The organism is Fluviispira vulneris (assembly GCF_014281055.1).
GTDB classification, from domain to species: Bacteria; Bdellovibrionota_B; Oligoflexia; order Silvanigrellales; family Silvanigrellaceae; genus Silvanigrella; species Silvanigrella vulneris.
In genome coordinates, this window is record NZ_JACRSE010000002.1 from 229,779 (window position 1) to 248,183 (window position 18,405).

19 protein-coding genes are annotated in these 18,405 nt (G+C 35.4%); 11 read left to right on the plus strand and 8 right to left on the minus strand.

The window, feature by feature from the left end; all coding sequences use genetic code 11:
* Positions 1 to 102: 102 nt before the first annotated feature.
* A complete protein-coding gene (locus H7355_RS04845; protein WP_186645591.1) occupies positions 103 to 753 on the plus strand; it encodes a hypothetical protein in 651 nt (216 codons plus the stop codon).
* Positions 754 to 806: 53 nt separating this feature from the next.
* Here H7355_RS04845 and H7355_RS04850 read toward each other — a convergent pair whose 3' ends face one another.
* Positions 807 to 2,489, minus strand: a complete 1,683-nt coding sequence (locus tag H7355_RS04850; RefSeq protein ID WP_186645592.1) for a DEAD/DEAH box helicase — start codon at positions 2,487 to 2,489, stop codon at positions 807 to 809.
* A 298-nt stretch (positions 2,490 to 2,787) separates the two neighbouring features.
* Here H7355_RS04850 and H7355_RS04855 point away from each other — a divergent pair, with 298 nt between their 5' ends.
* Both H7355_RS04855 and lepB read left to right on the plus strand, forming a co-directional pair.
* Positions 2,788 to 3,045 (plus strand): hypothetical protein, encoded by a 258-nt coding sequence (locus H7355_RS04855; protein WP_186645593.1) that lies wholly within the window; start codon positions 2,788 to 2,790, stop codon positions 3,043 to 3,045.
* A 19-nt stretch (positions 3,046 to 3,064) separates the two neighbouring features.
* Positions 3,065 to 3,757 (plus strand): signal peptidase I, encoded by a 693-nt coding sequence (gene lepB, locus H7355_RS04860; protein ID WP_186645594.1) that lies wholly within the window; start codon positions 3,065 to 3,067, stop codon positions 3,755 to 3,757.
* A 12-nt stretch (positions 3,758 to 3,769) separates the two neighbouring features.
* Here the strand turns inward: lepB and H7355_RS04865 are convergent, their stop codons facing one another.
* Positions 3,770 to 4,933: a glycerate kinase gene (locus tag H7355_RS04865; protein ID WP_186645595.1), complete on the minus strand. Its 1,164-nt coding sequence runs from the start codon at positions 4,931 to 4,933 to the stop codon at positions 3,770 to 3,772.
* Positions 4,934 to 5,152: 219 nt separating this feature from the next.
* Here H7355_RS04865 and acpP point away from each other — a divergent pair, with 219 nt between their 5' ends.
* The 6 genes from acpP to H7355_RS04895 all read left to right on the plus strand — a co-directional run bounded on the left by acpP (position 5,153) and on the right by H7355_RS04895 (position 9,799).
* Entirely contained in the window at positions 5,153 to 5,404 is a 252-nt protein-coding gene (gene acpP, locus H7355_RS04870; RefSeq protein ID WP_130606453.1) for an acyl carrier protein, read from the plus strand.
* Positions 5,405 to 5,504: 100 nt separating this feature from the next.
* Positions 5,505 to 5,960, plus strand: a complete 456-nt coding sequence (gene rpiB / locus H7355_RS04875) for a ribose 5-phosphate isomerase B (protein WP_186645596.1) — start codon at positions 5,505 to 5,507, stop codon at positions 5,958 to 5,960.
* Positions 5,957 to 7,243: a serine hydroxymethyltransferase gene (locus H7355_RS04880; protein WP_186645597.1), complete on the plus strand. Its 1,287-nt coding sequence runs from the start codon at positions 5,957 to 5,959 to the stop codon at positions 7,241 to 7,243. Before rpiB ends, H7355_RS04880 begins: the two co-directional genes overlap by 4 nt.
* 16 nt (positions 7,244 to 7,259) lie before the next feature.
* Positions 7,260 to 7,769 (plus strand): transcriptional regulator NrdR, encoded by a 510-nt coding sequence (gene nrdR / locus H7355_RS04885; protein WP_130606459.1) that lies wholly within the window; start codon positions 7,260 to 7,262, stop codon positions 7,767 to 7,769.
* Positions 7,770 to 7,803: 34 nt separating this feature from the next.
* Complete coding sequence (locus H7355_RS04890; protein ID WP_186645598.1) at positions 7,804 to 8,136, plus strand: hypothetical protein; 333 nt, start codon at positions 7,804 to 7,806, stop codon at positions 8,134 to 8,136.
* Between the two features lie 34 nt (positions 8,137 to 8,170).
* Positions 8,171 to 9,799 (plus strand): hypothetical protein, encoded by a 1,629-nt coding sequence (locus H7355_RS04895; protein ID WP_186645599.1) that lies wholly within the window; start codon positions 8,171 to 8,173, stop codon positions 9,797 to 9,799.
* Between the two features lie 98 nt (positions 9,800 to 9,897).
* On the opposite strand, the gene H7355_RS04900 is transcribed toward H7355_RS04895, so the two are convergent.
* The 4 genes from H7355_RS04900 to H7355_RS04915 form a co-directional block, all read right to left on the minus strand.
* Positions 9,898 to 10,314 (minus strand): lectin, encoded by a 417-nt coding sequence (locus H7355_RS04900; protein WP_186645600.1) that lies wholly within the window; start codon positions 10,312 to 10,314, stop codon positions 9,898 to 9,900.
* A gap of 366 nt (positions 10,315 to 10,680) precedes the next feature.
* A complete protein-coding gene (locus tag H7355_RS04905; RefSeq protein ID WP_186645601.1) occupies positions 10,681 to 10,827 on the minus strand; it encodes a hypothetical protein in 147 nt (48 codons plus the stop codon).
* A 126-nt stretch (positions 10,828 to 10,953) separates the two neighbouring features.
* Entirely contained in the window at positions 10,954 to 11,499 is a 546-nt protein-coding gene (gene pth / locus H7355_RS04910) for an aminoacyl-tRNA hydrolase (protein WP_186645602.1), read from the minus strand.
* 6 nt (positions 11,500 to 11,505) lie between these two features.
* Positions 11,506 to 12,054: a 50S ribosomal protein L25 gene (locus H7355_RS04915; protein WP_186645603.1), complete on the minus strand. Its 549-nt coding sequence runs from the start codon at positions 12,052 to 12,054 to the stop codon at positions 11,506 to 11,508.
* Positions 12,055 to 12,378: 324 nt separating this feature from the next.
* On the opposite strand from H7355_RS04915, the gene pal reads away from it, so the two are divergent.
* Positions 12,379 to 12,864 carry a peptidoglycan-associated lipoprotein Pal gene (gene pal, locus H7355_RS04920; RefSeq protein WP_186645604.1) on the plus strand — a complete coding sequence of 162 codons (486 nt, stop codon included), beginning with the start codon at positions 12,379 to 12,381 and terminating at the stop codon, positions 12,862 to 12,864.
* Between the two features lie 69 nt (positions 12,865 to 12,933).
* Here the strand turns inward: pal and H7355_RS04925 are convergent, their stop codons facing one another.
* The gene (locus tag H7355_RS04925; RefSeq protein ID WP_186645605.1) at positions 12,934 to 13,710 is read right to left on the minus strand and encodes an HAD family hydrolase; all 777 of its coding nucleotides are present in this window, start codon (positions 13,708 to 13,710) and stop codon (positions 12,934 to 12,936) included.
* Positions 13,711 to 13,810: 100 nt separating this feature from the next.
* Positions 13,811 to 16,513 carry a tetratricopeptide repeat protein gene (locus H7355_RS04930; protein WP_186645606.1) on the minus strand — a complete coding sequence of 901 codons (2,703 nt, stop codon included), beginning with the start codon at positions 16,511 to 16,513 and terminating at the stop codon, positions 13,811 to 13,813.
* Between the two features lie 153 nt (positions 16,514 to 16,666).
* Between H7355_RS04930 and pilM the strand changes: the two genes are divergently transcribed.
* A complete protein-coding gene (pilM, locus tag H7355_RS04935) occupies positions 16,667 to 18,403 on the plus strand; it encodes a pilus assembly protein PilM (RefSeq protein ID WP_186645607.1) in 1,737 nt (578 codons plus the stop codon).
* Positions 18,404 to 18,405: the final 2 nt, after the last annotated feature.

An 18,405-nucleotide genomic window follows, 5' to 3' on the forward strand; every position in this document is an offset into this window, starting at 1 on the left:
ATTTGAGTAAGCGAAATTTATTTGATTCTTTATAATTATTTTAGTATTTTACTGAATTAATTATAGCGGGATGATTGTATTTATAATTTTTGGGGCGTTCTTATGAAAAAAATAATTATTGTTATTATAAGTTGTCCAATCTTTTTTTCACTGGTTTGTGCTATAACTATTTATACATCTGTAAGAAATTTGGGTGCAATAAAAATAGAAAACTCGACACAGACAAGTTTGAAAATTGTTGGAAAAGTGGAAATGAAAAAAAGTGAAATTACTGAGAATGCCAATGTCATCGGGGACTTTAAAGTTTTTAATTCAACTCTGAATGATGTTAAAACAGTGGGTTTTCTAGAATTGGATGAGAATAGTAAAATAAATGGCGATGTAAAAGTAACAGGGAAAGTTAAAGTATTTAATTCAACTCTGAATAATATAAAAACTGTTGGTTTTCTAGATCTATATGAGAATAGTAAAATAAATGGCGATATAAAAGTAGATGGAAATTTATTTATGTCGCAAAGTCGTATAGAAAAGCAATTGAATATCACTTCAGAAAATATTGAGATCAAAGATAATTCTTATGTAAAAAATATATATGTGATAAAAGATAAAGATAATAGCGATGAAGTTATTACGCTCGATAATTCCACTGTCGATGGAAATATAGAATTTGAAAGTAAACTTGGAAAAGTGAAATTAAAAAATGGAGCTAAAGTTACTGGCACTGTAATTGGTGGAACAGTTGATACAATCTAAAAAAAATCGCTCAATAGATTCTATTGAGCGATTTTATCACGCAAAGGCTTGCTTTAAGCGATTGGGAAGTTTCTTTTGCCACTGCTGTCAGTTGGCTTTTTAGAAGCTCCGCCTCTTCCGCCGAAACCGCCACGTTCAGAGCGATTGCTGGAAGTTGAGTAGCCGCCTCTTTTTTCGCCACGGTCTCCACCGCGATCACCGCCACGTCCGCCGCCGAATCCACCGCGATCACCGCCGCGTCCGCCGCCGAATCCACCACGGTCACCACCGCGTCCGCCGCCAAAGCCGCCACGTCCGCCGCCGAATCCACCACGGGAGGAACGACCACCACGGTCTGAGCCAAATTTGGAGGAATCAACGTTTGTGCCGAACTCTGTTTTGAAGGCAGGTGAAATGTCTTCTACGTGTAAGCTCTTGCCAAGTTGGCGAGAAGCTTCAGATTTGAGAACATTTGCGAGAACTTCTTTGAGCTTATCGCTTTCAAGATTAGCCACAAGGTTTTCAACGGAGTGATCAATATATTCTTGAGATTCAATGCTATTTGCATTGATACGGAATAACATATTGTTTAAAAATTGCGATGCAATTTTCTTCGCATTTGGCAACTCAATACGAGTTGGATTGATTTTTACTTTGCTACAAACAAATTGGAATTCACGACGTTCAATATGGGTGATGATTGTCCATGCTTTACCTGTTGCGCCCGCGCGTCCTGTACGGCCTGCACGGTGTGTGTAAGTTTCAACATTTGTTGGCACAGTAAAGTTAATAACGTGGGAAAGACCGCTGATATCGATCCCGCGCGCAGCAACGTCTGTTGCAACGAGGATACGAAGTTGACGATTCTTAAAGCGTTCCATTGTTTGGCTACGATCATTTTGCGTCATTTCGCCATTCAATACGCCTGCAGCAAATCCTCTTTCAAGCAGAGCATTGTGAATATTGCGTGTTTCATCGCGAGTTTTACAGAAAATAATGGCATGCTCTGGATCATGATAAAGTAACAATCCTAAGAGAGCATCGAGGTTACGTCCCATTTTGACTTCAACGAAGCCATGCTCAATCAAGCCTGTGCTTGTATCTGTACTTGCAACTTTAACTTCAAAAGGATTTGCAACCATTTGGCGTGCAATATTTGTCACTTTTGGTGGGAATGTTGCAGAAAATAGTAAGGTTTGTGCTTTTTTACCAATAGCTTCTTTGATTTTAATAATGTCTTCAGCAAAGCCAAAATCGAGCATTTCGTCCATTTCGTCGAGGACGAGGATTTCAACGTTGCTCAGGCTAATAGCCCCTTGCTGCAAGAGGTCATTTAAACGACCTGGAGTTGCAACAACTGCATCCACACCGCGTTGAAGGGATGAAGTTTGAAAACGGTAGCTTTTTCCGCCAGTTATCGCTAAGATACGAAAACCTTGTGGTTTAAAATTTGCTTCAAAAACGTCGGAAACTTGTTGTGCAAGTTCACGAGTCGGAGTTAAGACAAGAAGTCTTGGTTTAGATGCCTGTGGTTTCCCAAGGCGTGCAAAAGCAGGCAAACCAAAAGCAAGAGTTTTGCCTGAGCCTGTACGGCTTTGTGCAATCACGTCTCTTCCATCTAATACAGGTTTATAAGCTGCTTGTTGGATAGGGGTCGGTTTAGTAATACCTTGCGAAATAAGGCCTTCGCGAAGTGCTTCTGGCAATAAGTTAAAAATAGAAGACTCTTCTGTTGCAACAATACTGTTATTTGTCATTTGCATCCCAAAAAATAAAGAAATAGAAGGGGTTAGCTACTAATAGCTAAATACACTCAGGCGAGAATTGAGAAAGAATTATAAGAGCTTATTTAAAAGCTAGTCAAATTAATAGGTTGCGACATGCGCAATCCTAAAGTGTGCGCCCGTGCAACAAAAAGAGTTAGGTCTTTCTGAACCCCTGCCAGCTCATCGTTAAACTGTATAATAGGTGGGGTGTCAAGAGGGTTTTTTTTATAATTTAAAAATGCTATGGTAAGTTGGTTTTACAGGATTTGTTTTTGAAAGGAATATAACTATGCAAAATCAAGAAGATATCAGGGCAGAATTGGAAAGATTGCGCGCAGAAAATGCTATCTTAAAAAGTGAGAAAAAATCGAGTCATAATAAAGAAATTTCATTTAAAATAGGTGAAAAAGGGGGATTGTCTGTTTATGGTCTTGGACGCTTTCCTGTTACCTTATATAAGGAACAATGGATCCGCTTATTAGATAAAGAAAAAGATATTAGAGAATACCTTAACAACAATGCGGACAAACTAAAATCAAAAGAATAAAAAGATCGGCAATTTTTTAATGAAATTTTTCAAAGAAATAAAAGAAATTTTAATAATTCTTGCCTTAATTGTTTTTTTTCGCTCAAGTATTTTAAATTGGTATCTTATCCCATCGAGTTCTATGCTTCCTACTTTAAAAATAGGTGATCACGTCGTTGTGAATAAACTTTCCTATGGTTTAATGTTTCCATTTATGGAAAAAAGATTAATCAATTGGAGCTCACCCAAGCGTGGAGATTTAGTGGTTTTTCAAGGTCCACTGCGCGAAGGGGGGCAAACTATTCTGAAAAGAGTTGTCGGTATTGCAGGTGATACTATCTCATTTACCGATGGAATATTGACAGTGAATAATAAACCAGCCCAAAATATTCAAGATATGGATAGAAGTATTCTGAAAGATATTGGAGGAATCGAAAAATCTGAGGATTATAATATTTTTATTGAATCTGGCTTTAGCCAATATCCTCATAAAATATTAAGAAAAAAAATGGGTGGTCTTTCTCTGGAGGAAAGCAAGTCATGGGTTGTGCCTGAGGGAAAAATCTTTTGTATAGGTGACAATCGTGATAATTCATATGACAGTCGTTTTTGGGGACCTGTAGATGAAAAAAGTGTTTATGGTAGAGCATTATTTATAACTTATTCTACAGGTGATCAAGGAACTTGGCCGAATTTAAGAAACGATCGTTGGTTTTTGAAATTAACGAATTAGTGATTTTAAAAGTTAATGACCTTTGCTGCTTTTTTTACTTATTCTTTCTGCAAGATCTTGCCCAATATTAAAAAGTTTTATTTTTGAATTGCGCATTATCTCGTTTGTTGTTTGTCCACTTTGATGCTCTTCTAAAAGAGTTATTATATCTGACAGTCCAAGTTTATTTTTAAATTCAGAACGATTTCCTGTAACTTTACCAAACACGCCGATTAATTTTTGTTCACTTTTCATTGCAAGTTGTGAAACTGTACTCACAGCTTTGCCGTATAAAGTTAAATCATCTAAACTTCCTTCTCCACAAACAATAAGATCAGATCCTGAAAAACTTGGAGCGAGTGCAATAACTTTAGCGATTTTTTTTGAACCCATTTCTATTTTTAAATTAGGAAAAACTGCAGATAATCCAATGCAAATACCTCCTCCTGCTCCCATAAAAGCTTCATCGAGACGAGGGATATATGGAAATGCTTGTTTTAATTTATTCCAAAAAATTTGAATTCTTTTTTCTATAATTGGAATGGAAGAGTCCTTGGCCCCTTTTTGTTTTAAAAAAGAAAGGAGTGAGACACCTGGGCCAGCTGCTGGTGCATTTACATCACATAAAACAATTATTTTACATTTTTTGACATATTCTGGCAGTTCCTCTTTTGCAAAAGAATCAATTTTCTCCATATTATCTAAACAAGGTTTTAAGCGATTGCCATGCACATCATAGGCAGACAAGCCAAACGCACTCGCAATTCCCCAGCCAGCATCAACAGTTAAAGTTCCACCAATGCACAACCATATTTCTTGCGGGCGCAATGGAAAAGCTTTTTGCAAAAGCTTACCAAAGCCCCAAGTATTGGCTTGGAAAAGGCCTTCTTCAGTGGCTAAAGCTCTCGAATTTCCTAATACTTCTGCTGATTCTAGAACTGCAAGTCTTCTTGCATTTTGCCAAAATACGTTTGCTTCAGCGGGTTTGCCGAGTAAATCACAAACTTCCACTCTGAGCGACTCCATTCCTAAACTTGCAGCAAGAAGAACCGCACTTCCTTCCCCTCCATCTGCCATGGGGCGGTGAATAATTTCAATTTTTGGATTGCGATTACGTATCCCATCTGCGACGAGCTCACAGACTTGTCGTGCGGTAAATGTTCCTTTGAATTTGTCAAACGCAAGTACGACACGCATGTGTGAATCTCCTACTGACCATTGGAGCTAAAATATGGTATACCAGTGACACAATGCAGTATATGATGAAAATGCCACTTGTTCAAAAGTTACTCTAAATTGTGCATTGCTTTTATCATTCCTCTTTGTTAAAGAAGCCTAAGCAGAGGTATTTGTTAGTAACACTACAAACTGCTTAGTATTTTTAAAGCGATTAATTATTCTTTTGGGGTATCTAAAATGGACAATCAACACGATGCAAAACAACTTGAATCTAAACTTATAAAAATTGTTGCTGAGAAGTTGAGCATAGAGGAAAAAAACGTAACTGCAGCTTCCCGATTTCAAGAAGACCTTGGCGCAGATTCACTTGACATCGTTGAACTCCTCATGGAAATTGAAGAAGAGTTTGGTGTAAATATTTCTGACGACGAGTCAGAGCGTCTTAAAACAGTTGGTGATGCAGTTAAATTCATCACTGCAAAGCTCTAAAAGCTAAGCTTCAAATTAGGCACCTTTTCTGGTGCCTTTTTTTTTGATTTTTTTAAGCTTATTTTCCTTAATAAACCTTTGTTTCAATCGAGGACTTTTTATGAAAATCGCTATTGCTGCGGATCATGCAGGTAAAGAACTTAAAAGCTATGTAATCGACTTTTTAACACTTACAAATCACCAAGTGCTAGATTACGGGGTGGCATCAGATTCCTCAGCATCAGTTGACTATCCTGATTATGCTGACATAGTTGCTTCCGAGGTTTCCGCAAGTCGCTGTGACAGAGGAATACTTATCTGTGGCACTGGAATCGGTATGTGTATTACTGCCAATAAATTTCCTTTGGTCAGAGCTGCGGTTGTCAATGATGAATTTACTGCAAGAATGAGTCGAGCGCACAATGATGCAAATATCATGTGCTTAGGCTCAAGAATAGTGAACTATCAAAGAGCAATCGACTTTGTAAAAATTTGGCTTGCTACTGAATGTGAAGAAGGTCGCCACAGAAGTAGAATTAATAAAGTTACAGCCATTGAAAAGAGGTTAGCACAATGAATAAATTTCTTTCTTTTGAGAGAGCAAATATCTTAAATTCAGATCCTGAAATCGCTGATTTATTTTCTAAAGAAAGTGCTCGATTGAATGAAGGTTTAGAATTAATAGCTTCTGAAAACGTGGCAAGTCCAGCTGTTTTATCTGCATTAAGCAGTGTTTTATCTAATAAATATGCAGAAGGATATCCGGGAAGACGTTATTACGGCGGATGCGAATTCAATGATAAAGTTGAACAAATAGCTATTGATCGGGTAAAAAAAATATACGGAGCAGAACACGCAAATGTTCAGCCTCACAGTGGAGCACAGGCGAATCAAGCTGTGTTTCTTGCATTTTTAAAGCCAGGTGAAACATTTTTAGGTATGAATTTATCACATGGTGGGCACTTAACTCATGGTTCTCCGGTAAATATATCTGGAATGTATTACAAAGCTGAATCTTATGGAGTGAATGCTCAAGGTTTTATTGACTACGAAGAAGTTGCGCAAAAAGCCAGAGAATGCAAACCCAAAATAATAATTGCTGGAGCAAGTGCTTATTCACGTGCGCTCGATTTTGCAAAATTCAGAGAAATTGCCGATGAAGTGGGAGCCTATCTTATGGTAGATATGGCCCATATTGCAGGATTGGTTGCCGGTGGCCAGCATTTAAGTCCAGTTCCATTTGCCGATTTTGTCACAACTACAACTCATAAAACATTACGTGGACCTCGCGGTGGTGTGATTTTGTGTAAAGAAAAATACGCCAAAGCTATCGATAAAGCAGTGTTTCCTGGTTTACAGGGTGGGCCTCTTATGCATGTTATCGGTGCAAAAGCAGTTGCATTTGGTGAGGCGTTGCAACCTTCTTTTAGGAATTATGCTGAGCAAGTAGTAATTAATGCACGTGTATTAGCTGAAACTCTTATTGCAAATTCTGTTTCTTTAGTGTCTGGAGGAACAGATAACCATCTTATTTTAATTGATTTAAAAGATTCTCCATTAAGTGGTAAAGATGCTGAAGAGAGACTTGCAAAAATAGAATTAACAGTAAATAAAAATAGTGTTCCTAATGATCCACGTAAACCTATGGTTACAAGTGGAGTGCGGATAGGAACACCTGCAGTTACAACCCGTGGACTTGTTGCTGCCGATATGAAAGTGCTTGGAGAAGCAATTGCAATGGCGCTTAAAAATGATGATTCTTTATTGCAAAAAGCAAAAGATAAAGTCGTTTCATTGTGTAAAAAATATCCTTTATACGATGGTGCTCTCCACAATTCAGGATACGTAGCTCCTAATTGAGGATTTTTAATAAAGTATGAAGTGTCGCCAATGTCAAAATCCGGAAAGTAAGGTCCTTGAAAGCAGAGAAAGTCGTGATGGACGTACTGTGAGGCGAAGAAGGGAATGTATTAAGTGTGGCTATCGTTTTACTACATTTGAACGTTCAGAAGAGCAGCCTTTATACATAATTAAGCGAGATGGTACGCGGGAACTTTTCAATCGAGAAAAACTATTAAAAAGTATGAGTATCGCTTGCCAAAAGCGTTCCGTAAGTTCTAAGAGCTTAGATGCGATTTCGGATTGGGTCGAATGCGCTTGTCACTCATCGGATGACGAAGTGACATCGCAGAAAATAGGAGAGCTCGTCCTAGAAGCTCTCTTAAAACTTGATCCTGTTGCCTATGTTCGTTTTGCTTCTGTGTATAGAGCATTTTCAAGTCCTGAAGACTTTGTTTTGGAGCTGAAACAGTTAACTGAAAAGGCACAAAATAAAACCGATTTTTCATTGGATCTTCATAAGGATAGTGAGTCAATACATTCATAGGAGCTCTTTTTAGCATGCAGCTTGAGGTTCTCTTATGTCAATTGGTAAGCTCCAAGATATTGGATTAGTTTTATCAAACAATAGTTATGAAAATTTATTAAAAGTACAAAGTAGTTTTTCTGACTCTATTCTGGAAATAGGTTCAATTGCGCTTGCAAAAATTCGCTTTACTATTACGCATTTTCCTAAAAATAATCCAAATAAAACATTAGCTGAAATAATGAATATACCGCATACTTATAATCATGTGATCCTGAAGTATTATAGTGCAGGAATATGGATTGAAGTAGAGTTCGATCAATCGATCAAGGCTATTGCTTCTTTGCTTAAATCTATGTTACCTAATTATATTCAGGCTCGTAAATAAACGGCTTTATCAATTCAGGAATAAAATACAAACTATGTCATTTGATCTGCAAAAACAAAATGTTGCGGTTCATGCCTCTCGCCTCAATCCAGAATTCAGAAAAGCAATTCAATCAGAGTCGGGTGTCGCGCAATTGAAACGAACGAAATCTCCCCAAAGTATACGAACGTCTCAATTTGCAGATGAGCAAAATTTGTGTCTAAAAGAAGAAACGAGTCTTATCTCTGACTCTCGCATTTATGCACTTAAGAAGCGCTTACTTGCCCCTATGTGGTGGGTTGAAGGTATATTGTTAAGCTTAGGCTCAAAAGAAGCTTGGTTTGACTCTATGGTTTCAAAAAGAGCTGGTAAAATAATTGCTGCTCCAGCAAATGTGAATGCTAAAAATATTATCCATATGTTTGCTATATGGCATGAAGCTTTATCTCGTATATTTACGATGCATAATGAAGAGAGTAATTTACGTTTCCAGATCAATAAATATCTTGTTGGCACACAAAAAGATGTTTTTGAAACTTGTAAACAATTGGAAACAATTTGGTCGACACCTTTAAAATTATTTGAAGTTAAAACTTCAAAAAAATCTAAATCATTGGCTCTCTCCAAAGCAGGAAGTCTTGGTTTTATTCGGCATGCGCAGATTGAAAATGATGTCGATGGTATTTGGCTGACTTTGACTTTATCGCAAAGTTTTCGTGATTTTTATGCTCCACAAGAAATTTCTTTAGATAACTCCTACTCTCGACCTGCATTTGTCAGTATAAATCCAGTCGTTATTCAATCTATGGGCCGTAAAGCCAGTGTTAAAAAAATATTAAATTATTTATTTCTTGAATATTCAAAACAAAATCAAATCGATAGTCAATTAAATTGGAATTCTATTCATATTGAAAGCAAAAATATTTCTTCCTTTCATAAAGAAATTCTTTTAAGTGTTCCCGCCCTCTATGATCACGGCGTTTTAGGTTGGAGTATTGCTGCCCCCAATATAAAACTTTCTGAATTGAAACAAAAAATGTCTGAAAATGCTGAGCAGTCAAATGGTAATTTAGGCGCTATTGTTTATTGCTGGCAACTTTCCGATCAAGCAAAAGAGGCTCAGGATTTAGAGTATGCGTTGGGTGAAAAGTTAATGGCGCTAGCACCTCAGACAATTGCCATAAAATCCAATCATATGATCCCTAAAAAAAGAGTTATTCTTGGGAAAATAAGTGAAAATTCTACTTTATTTCCTGAACCCCCTGCGGATCAATTGAAAAAAGCACGCATAGAAAAGGCGCTTAAAACAGCTAAGGTGACAAAAGTTTTAAAAAATGCTAGAATCGAAAAAGTAACACTTGAAAAAGAATTATCTGAAAAAGAAGAAATTTTAGTTAAATCACCCGTTAAGAAATTAGCTCCGCAGACTTTATTTGATAATAATTCGGTTAATGTAATTGAAAAAAAAGAGCCAAAAATTCTTATTAAAAAGAAAGTCACCTTACCTAAAGTCACTCTTTCAGACAATGATTTTATAATATTGGTTTCGGAATTTTATGAATCATTAAAACCATTGCAGAAAAAAGCATTTGAACGCGAAAGAGCAGGAATGACACCCGATCAATTTAGAGCGTATATGACGCCTATTTTGCAAAGAAAAAAGCCAGCGAAGCTGAAAAAGTAGTTTAGTTTTATACCTGTGATTTTTTGCTTTAAACGAAACAAGTTCGCAATCTTTCTCTTAAACGAGAGACATTGCGAACTTGTTTCGTTTAAGAATAATCAACATCCAGTCTGCGAATTTGAAGCCCAAATCGGATTCCATGAGTTTGCTTTATAAATCACAAGATTTCCATCATTTTGAAGTATGAGCCATGCCCCATGATGGCCATATGTACCACTTGCCCATGTGGCTTTTGAACTATTATAAATAACGAAATTGCCATCTCCTTGCATAGCTGCTCTATAACTGCCAGTATTATTTGTACCACTTGCCCATGTAGGATGATTATTACTATTTCTATAAATCACTAGGTTGTCATCAGCCTGCATTACAAGACGAAAACAACGATTTGCAGAATCGAGTCGATTTCCAACGTACAAAGTTTGACCAGAGACTAGAGTGTCAACTGCGGACGCAGTACTGGCAAAGAGAGCTGAGAATGATAATACTAAAGCAAATATCGATTTATAAAACATTAATCCTTCTTTAATAAAAAATTAATGCTAAAGATAGATTAATTTTTAGAAAAAAAAAACATTTAATTAAATCAATATTTTGACGTATTTTTTTAAATAATTTATTTAATTTATTAAAATTTAATACAAATAATTTTTATTTGTATTAAATTCAACTATAGTTTTAATTTTACTTTTTTTCTTGAAAAATCTAGCATAAATTCAACTTGTATTTACATATTTTTTATAATTTCATTTGTCATCTTTTTTTCATGCGCCTCAAATACAATATGAGTCATCAATTTATGGCTTATTTGACTCATATTTTGCAAAGGAAAAAACAGTTTAAGCTTAAAAAGTAAGAGTTTCTATTGCGTTTTTCGACATTTAAGCAGATCTTTCATAAATAGGTTCAGAACGATTTGGCATATTTTTTAATTTAATAATTTTTGTTTCTTTTTTTTTTAATCTTTTTCCATTTAAAATAATACATTCAATGTTTTTAGGGAGAACTTTTCTTTCTTTTGCTCTCATGCTATGGTTCTTAAGGAGAAGGTATTAATTTGACATTTAATTTATTTTTCAATTTTTTAAAGTCTATATGTGAATTTAAAATTTAAAGTGATTCTTCATAAAATCATGGATTATTTTATTTAATTTTTACTTTTTTTTCGTAAGCTGGCGAAGTATATCGACAATTCGGCTTTTTGCCAGAGGAAAGCTTTCTTGTTCTAAGAAAGTGATTTCTTGTTGTGTGAACTTACCTAAGACCCAATTTGCGGTGGCACTTTTGTGCTCTGGTTTGCCTATCCCTATTTTAACACGATAGAATTTATCTTCACCTGTTTTGGCAAGAATATCGCGAATGCCATTGTGTCCACCGTGTCCACCGCCCAAACGGGTTTTGACTGCGCCGTGTGCTTGGTCAAGGTCGTCAAAAATAACAATCATGTCTTGTTCGGATAGCTTAAAAAAACTGAGAACTTGTTGAACACTGTCGCCGGACAAATTCATATAACTTTGGGGTTTGACTAGAAAAACATCATAACCTTCCCATCTCGCTCGTGCTGTTTGTGCGCCAAAACGATTTTGGGATAAAAAAACACCGGCTTCAGAAGCTATCTTATCGATGAGCATGAAGCCGATGTTATGGCGTGTGTTTTCATATTGATTGCCAGGATTACCTAGGCCGACAATAACAAACACAGGCTATTAAATCTTAACAAGAGATGCAAGGGCAACATTTTTGCCTTTACCTGTGCGCACAACAACACCTTCAGCAAGCTTAAGGTCATGAAGTTGGACAGATTGATCTGCTCTTAAACCGCTGACATCTACGTCGATTGAGCGAGGAAGAAGGGCAAGTTTAGTTTTGATTTCGAGATAGCGCGTGCGGATGTTAAATGCGCCTTCTTTTTCTTGCTCGCGAGTCAAGCCAACAAAATTAAGGGGAACATGTGTGCGAACCACATCATTTTCTTGAACTTCTTGGAAGTCAAAATGAAGAGGTTTGTCAGTGAGGGGGTGTACTTGAACTTCGCGCATAAGAACAGATTTTTCTTCGCCGTTAAGGACAAGTTTCACAACGCTAGAGTGCGTGTGTGCTTTTGGAAGGTTAGAAGAAGAAATAGCAATTTGCACTGCCGTTCCTTTTCTGTAAAGAACACCAGGTACAAGCCCACTTTGGCGGTGCTTGCGAACGGCGCTTTTGCTAGCAGATTCACGTACTTGTGCGTGAATTACAATGTTTTCTAAAGTCATAAGGAAAACTCCAATAAATTTCATCACCATAGAGGTATGGTGATGGGTTTGCATATATCAAAAAAGACATTCAAGCAAGAGAAGCTTTTCAAAAGTGCAAAAAAAGTAGAAATATAGCTCTAACAGTCTTTTATTGGGAAAACAAGCTTTGATTAAGCTGGTGTTGCTTTAATTTTCTGTATAAAGTGATACCAAACAACAAGTCCTTTTTGCACTAGGAAAATGGTAATTATTGTTTTGAAAATTTGATTTTTGTGTGGTTATGCGTTTATAACTTCACATCAACCTGTTTTAGGTTAGTAACGTTCACTGTAGGGGTCTTTTATGAAATTCTCTAAGGTAGTTTTAGTTTCTTCTGTCCTCGTAGCTGCGTTTTCTCTTGCAAGTTGCTCAAGTACCAAGAAGTCTGAGAGCCCAAGCAAGCCTTCAGAATCTAACTCACAAGCAGCAACGCCTGTTGAGACTCGCAATCCAGATTCTGCAAGTTTAAAAACAATTTATTTTGATTTTAATAAATACGATATTCGTGCAGATCAAAAAGAAACAGCTAATAAAATGGCTGAAACTTTAAAAGCGAATTCAAGTATGAGAATTCGTATTGAAGGCCACGCAGATGAGCGTGGTTCAACTGAGTACAATATGGCATTAGGGCAAAAACGTGCAAAATCATTAGAAAATTACTTAAAAGCGAACGGTGTTACAAATTCTATTGAAACAATTAGCTATGGCAAAGAGCGTCCTGCAGCGCAAGGCGAGAATGAATCTGCTTGGGCTAAAAATCGTCGTGACGAAGTTGTCAATGTGAAGTGATTGTTAAAAGCACAATTCAATAAAAAAGCCTTTATTCATAAAGGCTTTTTTATTTTTTTTTTTTAGGTTCTAAAAGCGTGGATTATTTTTTACGTTTTCTTCGAGAGATTCAACTATATCCTTTAGATTAAGCTTATTGCCAACGAGTAGTGTTTGGATACCAAGGGTGTGGGCTGGGAGATCATAATAAGGATCATTCCCAATCATCACCGTATTATCTGGTGAGGCACCAATTTTTTTTAATGTTTCATCAAAAAAGTTGGCATTGGGTTTTGTTGTTTTCATAACATCCCATGAAGTGACAAGATCAAAATCATGTAAAAATAAATCGCTTGCTTTTAAGCGCAATTCTATTTCTTTTCGACCAAAAACAGCATTGGTCGCTAAGGTAATGTGTCTATTACTTGCATGGAGTAAGTCAACCAGTCTTCGCGCATAGGGATCGGAATGGAGAAAAAGACAAATAAAAGGATAGTCGGAGTCAAAGAATTTTGACATAAATCTTTCTATTTTTTTTCTATTTGTATTTAACTCTGAAGCTAAAGTTTCAAAAAATGCATCTTCATTTGTAGAAAAAGAATGAGGTGAGAGGAGGATTTTTTTTGTTTTTTGAGCAGCTTTTATTAATTGAGTAAGAGAACCAAAGCTTCTCATTCTAAATAAAACTCCCATTGCAAATAAATTATGAAATAGAGCGCCGGGTTGGTCAATTAAAGTTCCATCCATATCAAGAAGAACATGTGTTTTTCCTATCCACCAATCACCAGATATGGTTATTTTACTGCGTATTCTTTTTATTTCTGAACTTTTTATTGGTGATTTTGAGTTTCCTTGTTTATTTTTCATTCCTATGGGGTTCCTGCAAATAATTACATTCGAGAAAAAAAACTTAATTGAAGCATCAACAAATAAAATATATTCATTTTAAAATGAATTTGTCAATTTTTTAGCAAGCTAAACCGACAGGACTTGTAGGGTTTTTAGAACCAACGGTGTAAAATATTTCTTCAATCATTTTTTGTTCAAAAGTATTTGTTGGATAAATTTGAAAGAGATGTGAAATTGTTTCTTTTGTCGTGTTATCGAGTTGACCTGCTCGCTCAAGGCCTTTCACTAAAAAGTATAAGCTTTGAATCGAAGCATTTGAGCTGATATTATTTTGCATTTTTTCAATTCCAGCATTGAATTGTCCTTGTGCAACAAGTATATAACCATGCAAGACTTTTGTATCCATAGGGACTTTATGAATATTATCATATGAATCAATCGCTGCTTCTAAAAGACTTTGTGCTCTTTTTAAATCAGAGCCTTTCATTGTAATACTTAAAGCTTCAAGTTCGAATAATTTTGGTTTAGTCACTTTATTAAAGAGAGCGCGATTATTTTTTGATATATTTAACCACTCGTCAACGAGAGGCCAATCACCTGAAAAGCTATATATTTGCGCAATACAAGTTGAAAGTGTGCCAAAATGGAATTCTTTCGGTCCATTTTTTTGGCGTAATAGAAGTAAAATTTGTTGAACAGCAGTTCTTGCATTGTAACCTGCGCCTGCTTTAGCTAGGAAATATAATAGTTGTTCATTTATATTTTCACTCATAAGCATTGCACATTTCGCTAGAACCCAAGCATATTCAGAAAATCCACTGCGCAAGCAATCATTTCCATGAGAAATTAACTTTTCAATAATTTCGTTTTTATGTAACGAAGTTGTTTCTAGATTTAAAAGCGCTTCTTCAAATTCTTTAATTATATTTTCTTTTTCTTTGAGAAATTCATTACCATCAATGTTTAAGTTTGCTCTTAAATATAGAACTAAATAGGAATGATTCCAGGGATCGTTTTCGAGAGATTTAAGAATCTCATGGTGTGTTTTTTCAAAACCACCCTCAGAATAAAAAGCAGCAGCTATACTCCAGTGCATTTCATTTGCTTGTTGTTCCGTTATTGTAGCTAAAGTCAAAGCTTCTTGAGCCACTTCGCGAGCTGTATTATAATCATGAGATTTTAATAGGAAGAATATATATCTTAATGTTCCATCTGTGTTGAAATAATCTAAAGAAAACATATTTTGAAAATGTTTTTTAGCTTTATTATAATTGCCATTCTTTGAATTTATTTCCCCTAAATAATAATTGACTTCAGGGTCAAAATTGTAAAGCGAGTAGAGTTCATCTAGGGTTGGAAATATGACTGGGCTATTTGAGTCAATAGTAATCAGCTCTCTTATTTTATTTTTCTTCTGCATATATTCTGAAATATCAACTTTTTCAATTTTTAATCCACACAAAAGCATACAAAATCTGACTTCAGCACACCCATGAGTATTTTTGTAAGCAACCTTGAGACACTCAAGTAAACCATCGGAAGGATTGGTGCTGACACAATGAGAAGCTGTTTGGATAATCAGATCTTGAGGAGTATCGAGTGAAATTAAAATTGCAAAGTAACAAATGCGAGCAACAGATTTTAAACCATACTCTTCACAAAGTTGTGCGATAAAGGAGATTTGGTTCATATCTCTGGGAGATTTCTTGCATGCAATAACTAAATTTTCAACTTCACTACGACATGCTTCTGCTGCAGCTTGATTTTTTGCTAATTTATATGCTTGCATAGCTCCAAGTAAACAAAGAATTTCAACTTCTATAGGAACTTCACCGTATTGTTTTTGCAACCAATCCGCGAGGGTTTTTAAGGCTCCAATTGCATTTTTATGATCACCAGAATTAATAAATTCATTGTATAAAGAAGTGTGAGTTTCGAAATGTCCGTGTACTAAATATTTATCTAGTGATTCAAATATTTCAGAATAATCAGGTGAATTTTCTGGGATAACACCAAGCTGCTGAAGCTCAGTTAACGTTGCCAAAATTGAAGTGGATTTTGAGTTGAGTTTGAAGGCATGATCCCATTTTTCAATTGCCTCGCTCAATTTTCCGTTGCATTCAAGTGCACAACCAGCAAGGTACCATGCGGCATAATTCTCTGGGTATTTTGATTGCAAATTAAGTGTTTTCTCTAGCAAATATTCTTTACTTTCAGGATTGGTTGCTGCTGACTTTTCTTTTTTTATGTCAGCGTCAAAATGAATAGAGTCAAATTTTGGACTTTCTTCTGCAATGTAGTCATCTGGAATATCGAGTGTTCGATTTATCCTCAGTTTTTTATTTGACAACATGTTTACTAAGGGCATTCTTTGCGGAGAAATATGTTCGATATTTCTCGTCGCTTCAAATGCGTGTTTAATAGGTGTATGCATTTTGTCTTTTTTACTATCAATTTGATTTAAGAGTCGGATCTTAGCTAAAATATGTGCAAACTCAATTGCTTTAGACAAAGGGAAATCTTTACAGAGTTTTTTAAACTCATGTATAAGTTCTGGCAGAGTGTCTCTCTTAGAAGAAACCTCAACGCGCCTGAAAAGAATTTCATAGTCCTCGGGGTGTTTGCGAGTCAGTTGTTTTAATATGGCTTCGGCTCTTTCAAAATCTTGGACAAAAATATACTTATTAGCGTCGTTCAAAAAGTTTTCAGAGGTTTTTTTGAGTTTATAAGAGCGCGGTTTTAAAGAGAAATTAATACCTAAGACAATGTTTTGTCTCTGTTTTAAACCTTTGATATTTATACTCTTGGTTCTTAAAGGCATAATTTCTCCAGCAAGAGTTTGACTCTTTCAGGACAAATCGGAGTTTCTGGGGGCAAGCTGTAGCTTATTTTAATTGTTTGCTGTTTGGCGCAAGAGTCGCTGATCTAATGTTATAAGGCGCTCATAACGCAGCCTTTCTTGGAGTGATCAAAAATGCAGAAGATTCTCGGGCTTGATATTGGATCCTATTCAATTAAGGCAGTTATTATATGGAATGATTATAAAAACTATATAGTTCACCAGTTTTTTGAGCAACTGGTTGAAATAAAAGAAGGTTTGGATGAAAGAACAGCTCAGTCGCAGGCACTTGCTGAACTTTTAGCAAAAAATAAACCAGAATACGATGTCATGTATGCGTCATTAGATTCTCGTTTTGCTTCTATCCGTCGAGTTGATTTTGACAATATCAAAAAAAGAGACATTCCTAGTTTTTTAGAAAATGAATTGGAGAGCTCGAGTCCATTTGCGATAGAAGATTCTATATTAGATTATCAACTGATTGATTATACAAAATCTCATTCATCTTTATTAGCTGTTTTGTGTAAGAAAGAAAGTATTAGAGATCTGATTGAGAATTTTGAAAGAGAACATTTACGGATAAAAGTTGTAGACGTTGATAATTTAACCTATCTAAATATGATTTCATTTTTGCAAGTGAATTATGAACAAAATAATCAAGAAAAAAATCAATCTGAAACATATAAAGAGGAAGAGTTTTTAAATTCAAAAAATTCATGCAGTTTAATCATTAATATTGGTCATAGTAAAACAACTTTGACATATTTGAACAATAAAAAAATTCTATTTACACGCATAATAAATATGGCTGGTTTATATTTTACCGAAGTTATTAAGAAAGAATTTGGCTTAAAATATGAGGAAGCTGAAGCTTTGAAATGTTATGTCAGCAGCATAGACAGTTCTTCTTTAGAAGAGAATAGCAAAGCTAAGATTGTTTCGTTAATATTGGCAAAAGCTGTGAGCGAACTTGCAGGTGAAATTTCTCGTACAATACAAACATTTCAAGAAAAGAATAAAGAAAAAATTCGATGTATATATTTAACAGGCGGTTCAAGCGTGATCAAAGGGATCTCGCATCAATATGAAGAATATCTTAAAATACCTGTAAAAGAGATTATACTAAAGAAAGAGAATTTTAGCTATAATACAAATAGTGCGACTTTAGGAACTTTTGTATCTGCAGAGCCAAATCTTAATAAAATTTCTCAATCATTAGCGATAGCTATGCGTGGCTTACCAATCAATGGAGCAATATCTAAAATAAATTTGCGCAAAGGTGAGTTTGCTCAAATCAGTAATTATGATAAATTAATAAAACAAATAGTTCTGTATTCTTCTGCTGCATTTGTGGTCGTATTTTGCTTATTTTTGAGTTATTTTATAAGATCTATTACTTATGGAAATCAAATAAGCAATTTAAAAACTCAGTTTAGAAAAGATGTCATCTCAATGTTTTCAGGCGAGCCATACCCACTCCGCCTCATTTCAAGTAGGAAAGATTGGAATTTTGATAAATATGGATCTGAGGCTCTTATACTATTAAATCAAAGTTTAAAAAATAAAAAGCGTCTTGTTGACACATTAGCAGAAACAGAGCCGCCATTTGTTTTAAAAGTTCTGAATCAAATATCAGAAGCTGTACCGAAACCGCTTTATTTTGAAGTCACTCAATTTAAAATAAATGACTCTGCTGTTTATATTGAAGCAGAAACGACAAGCTCAGCGAATGTAAAGAAAATAATTGAATTGATTTCTGCAGTTAAAATTTTTGAACAAGTAACAAAAAATAAAGAAGAAAATAAAATTGGCAGTGCAAATAAATTAATTCATTTTTCTTTCACCGCAACAATTAAAAATGATGAGGCGTAAAA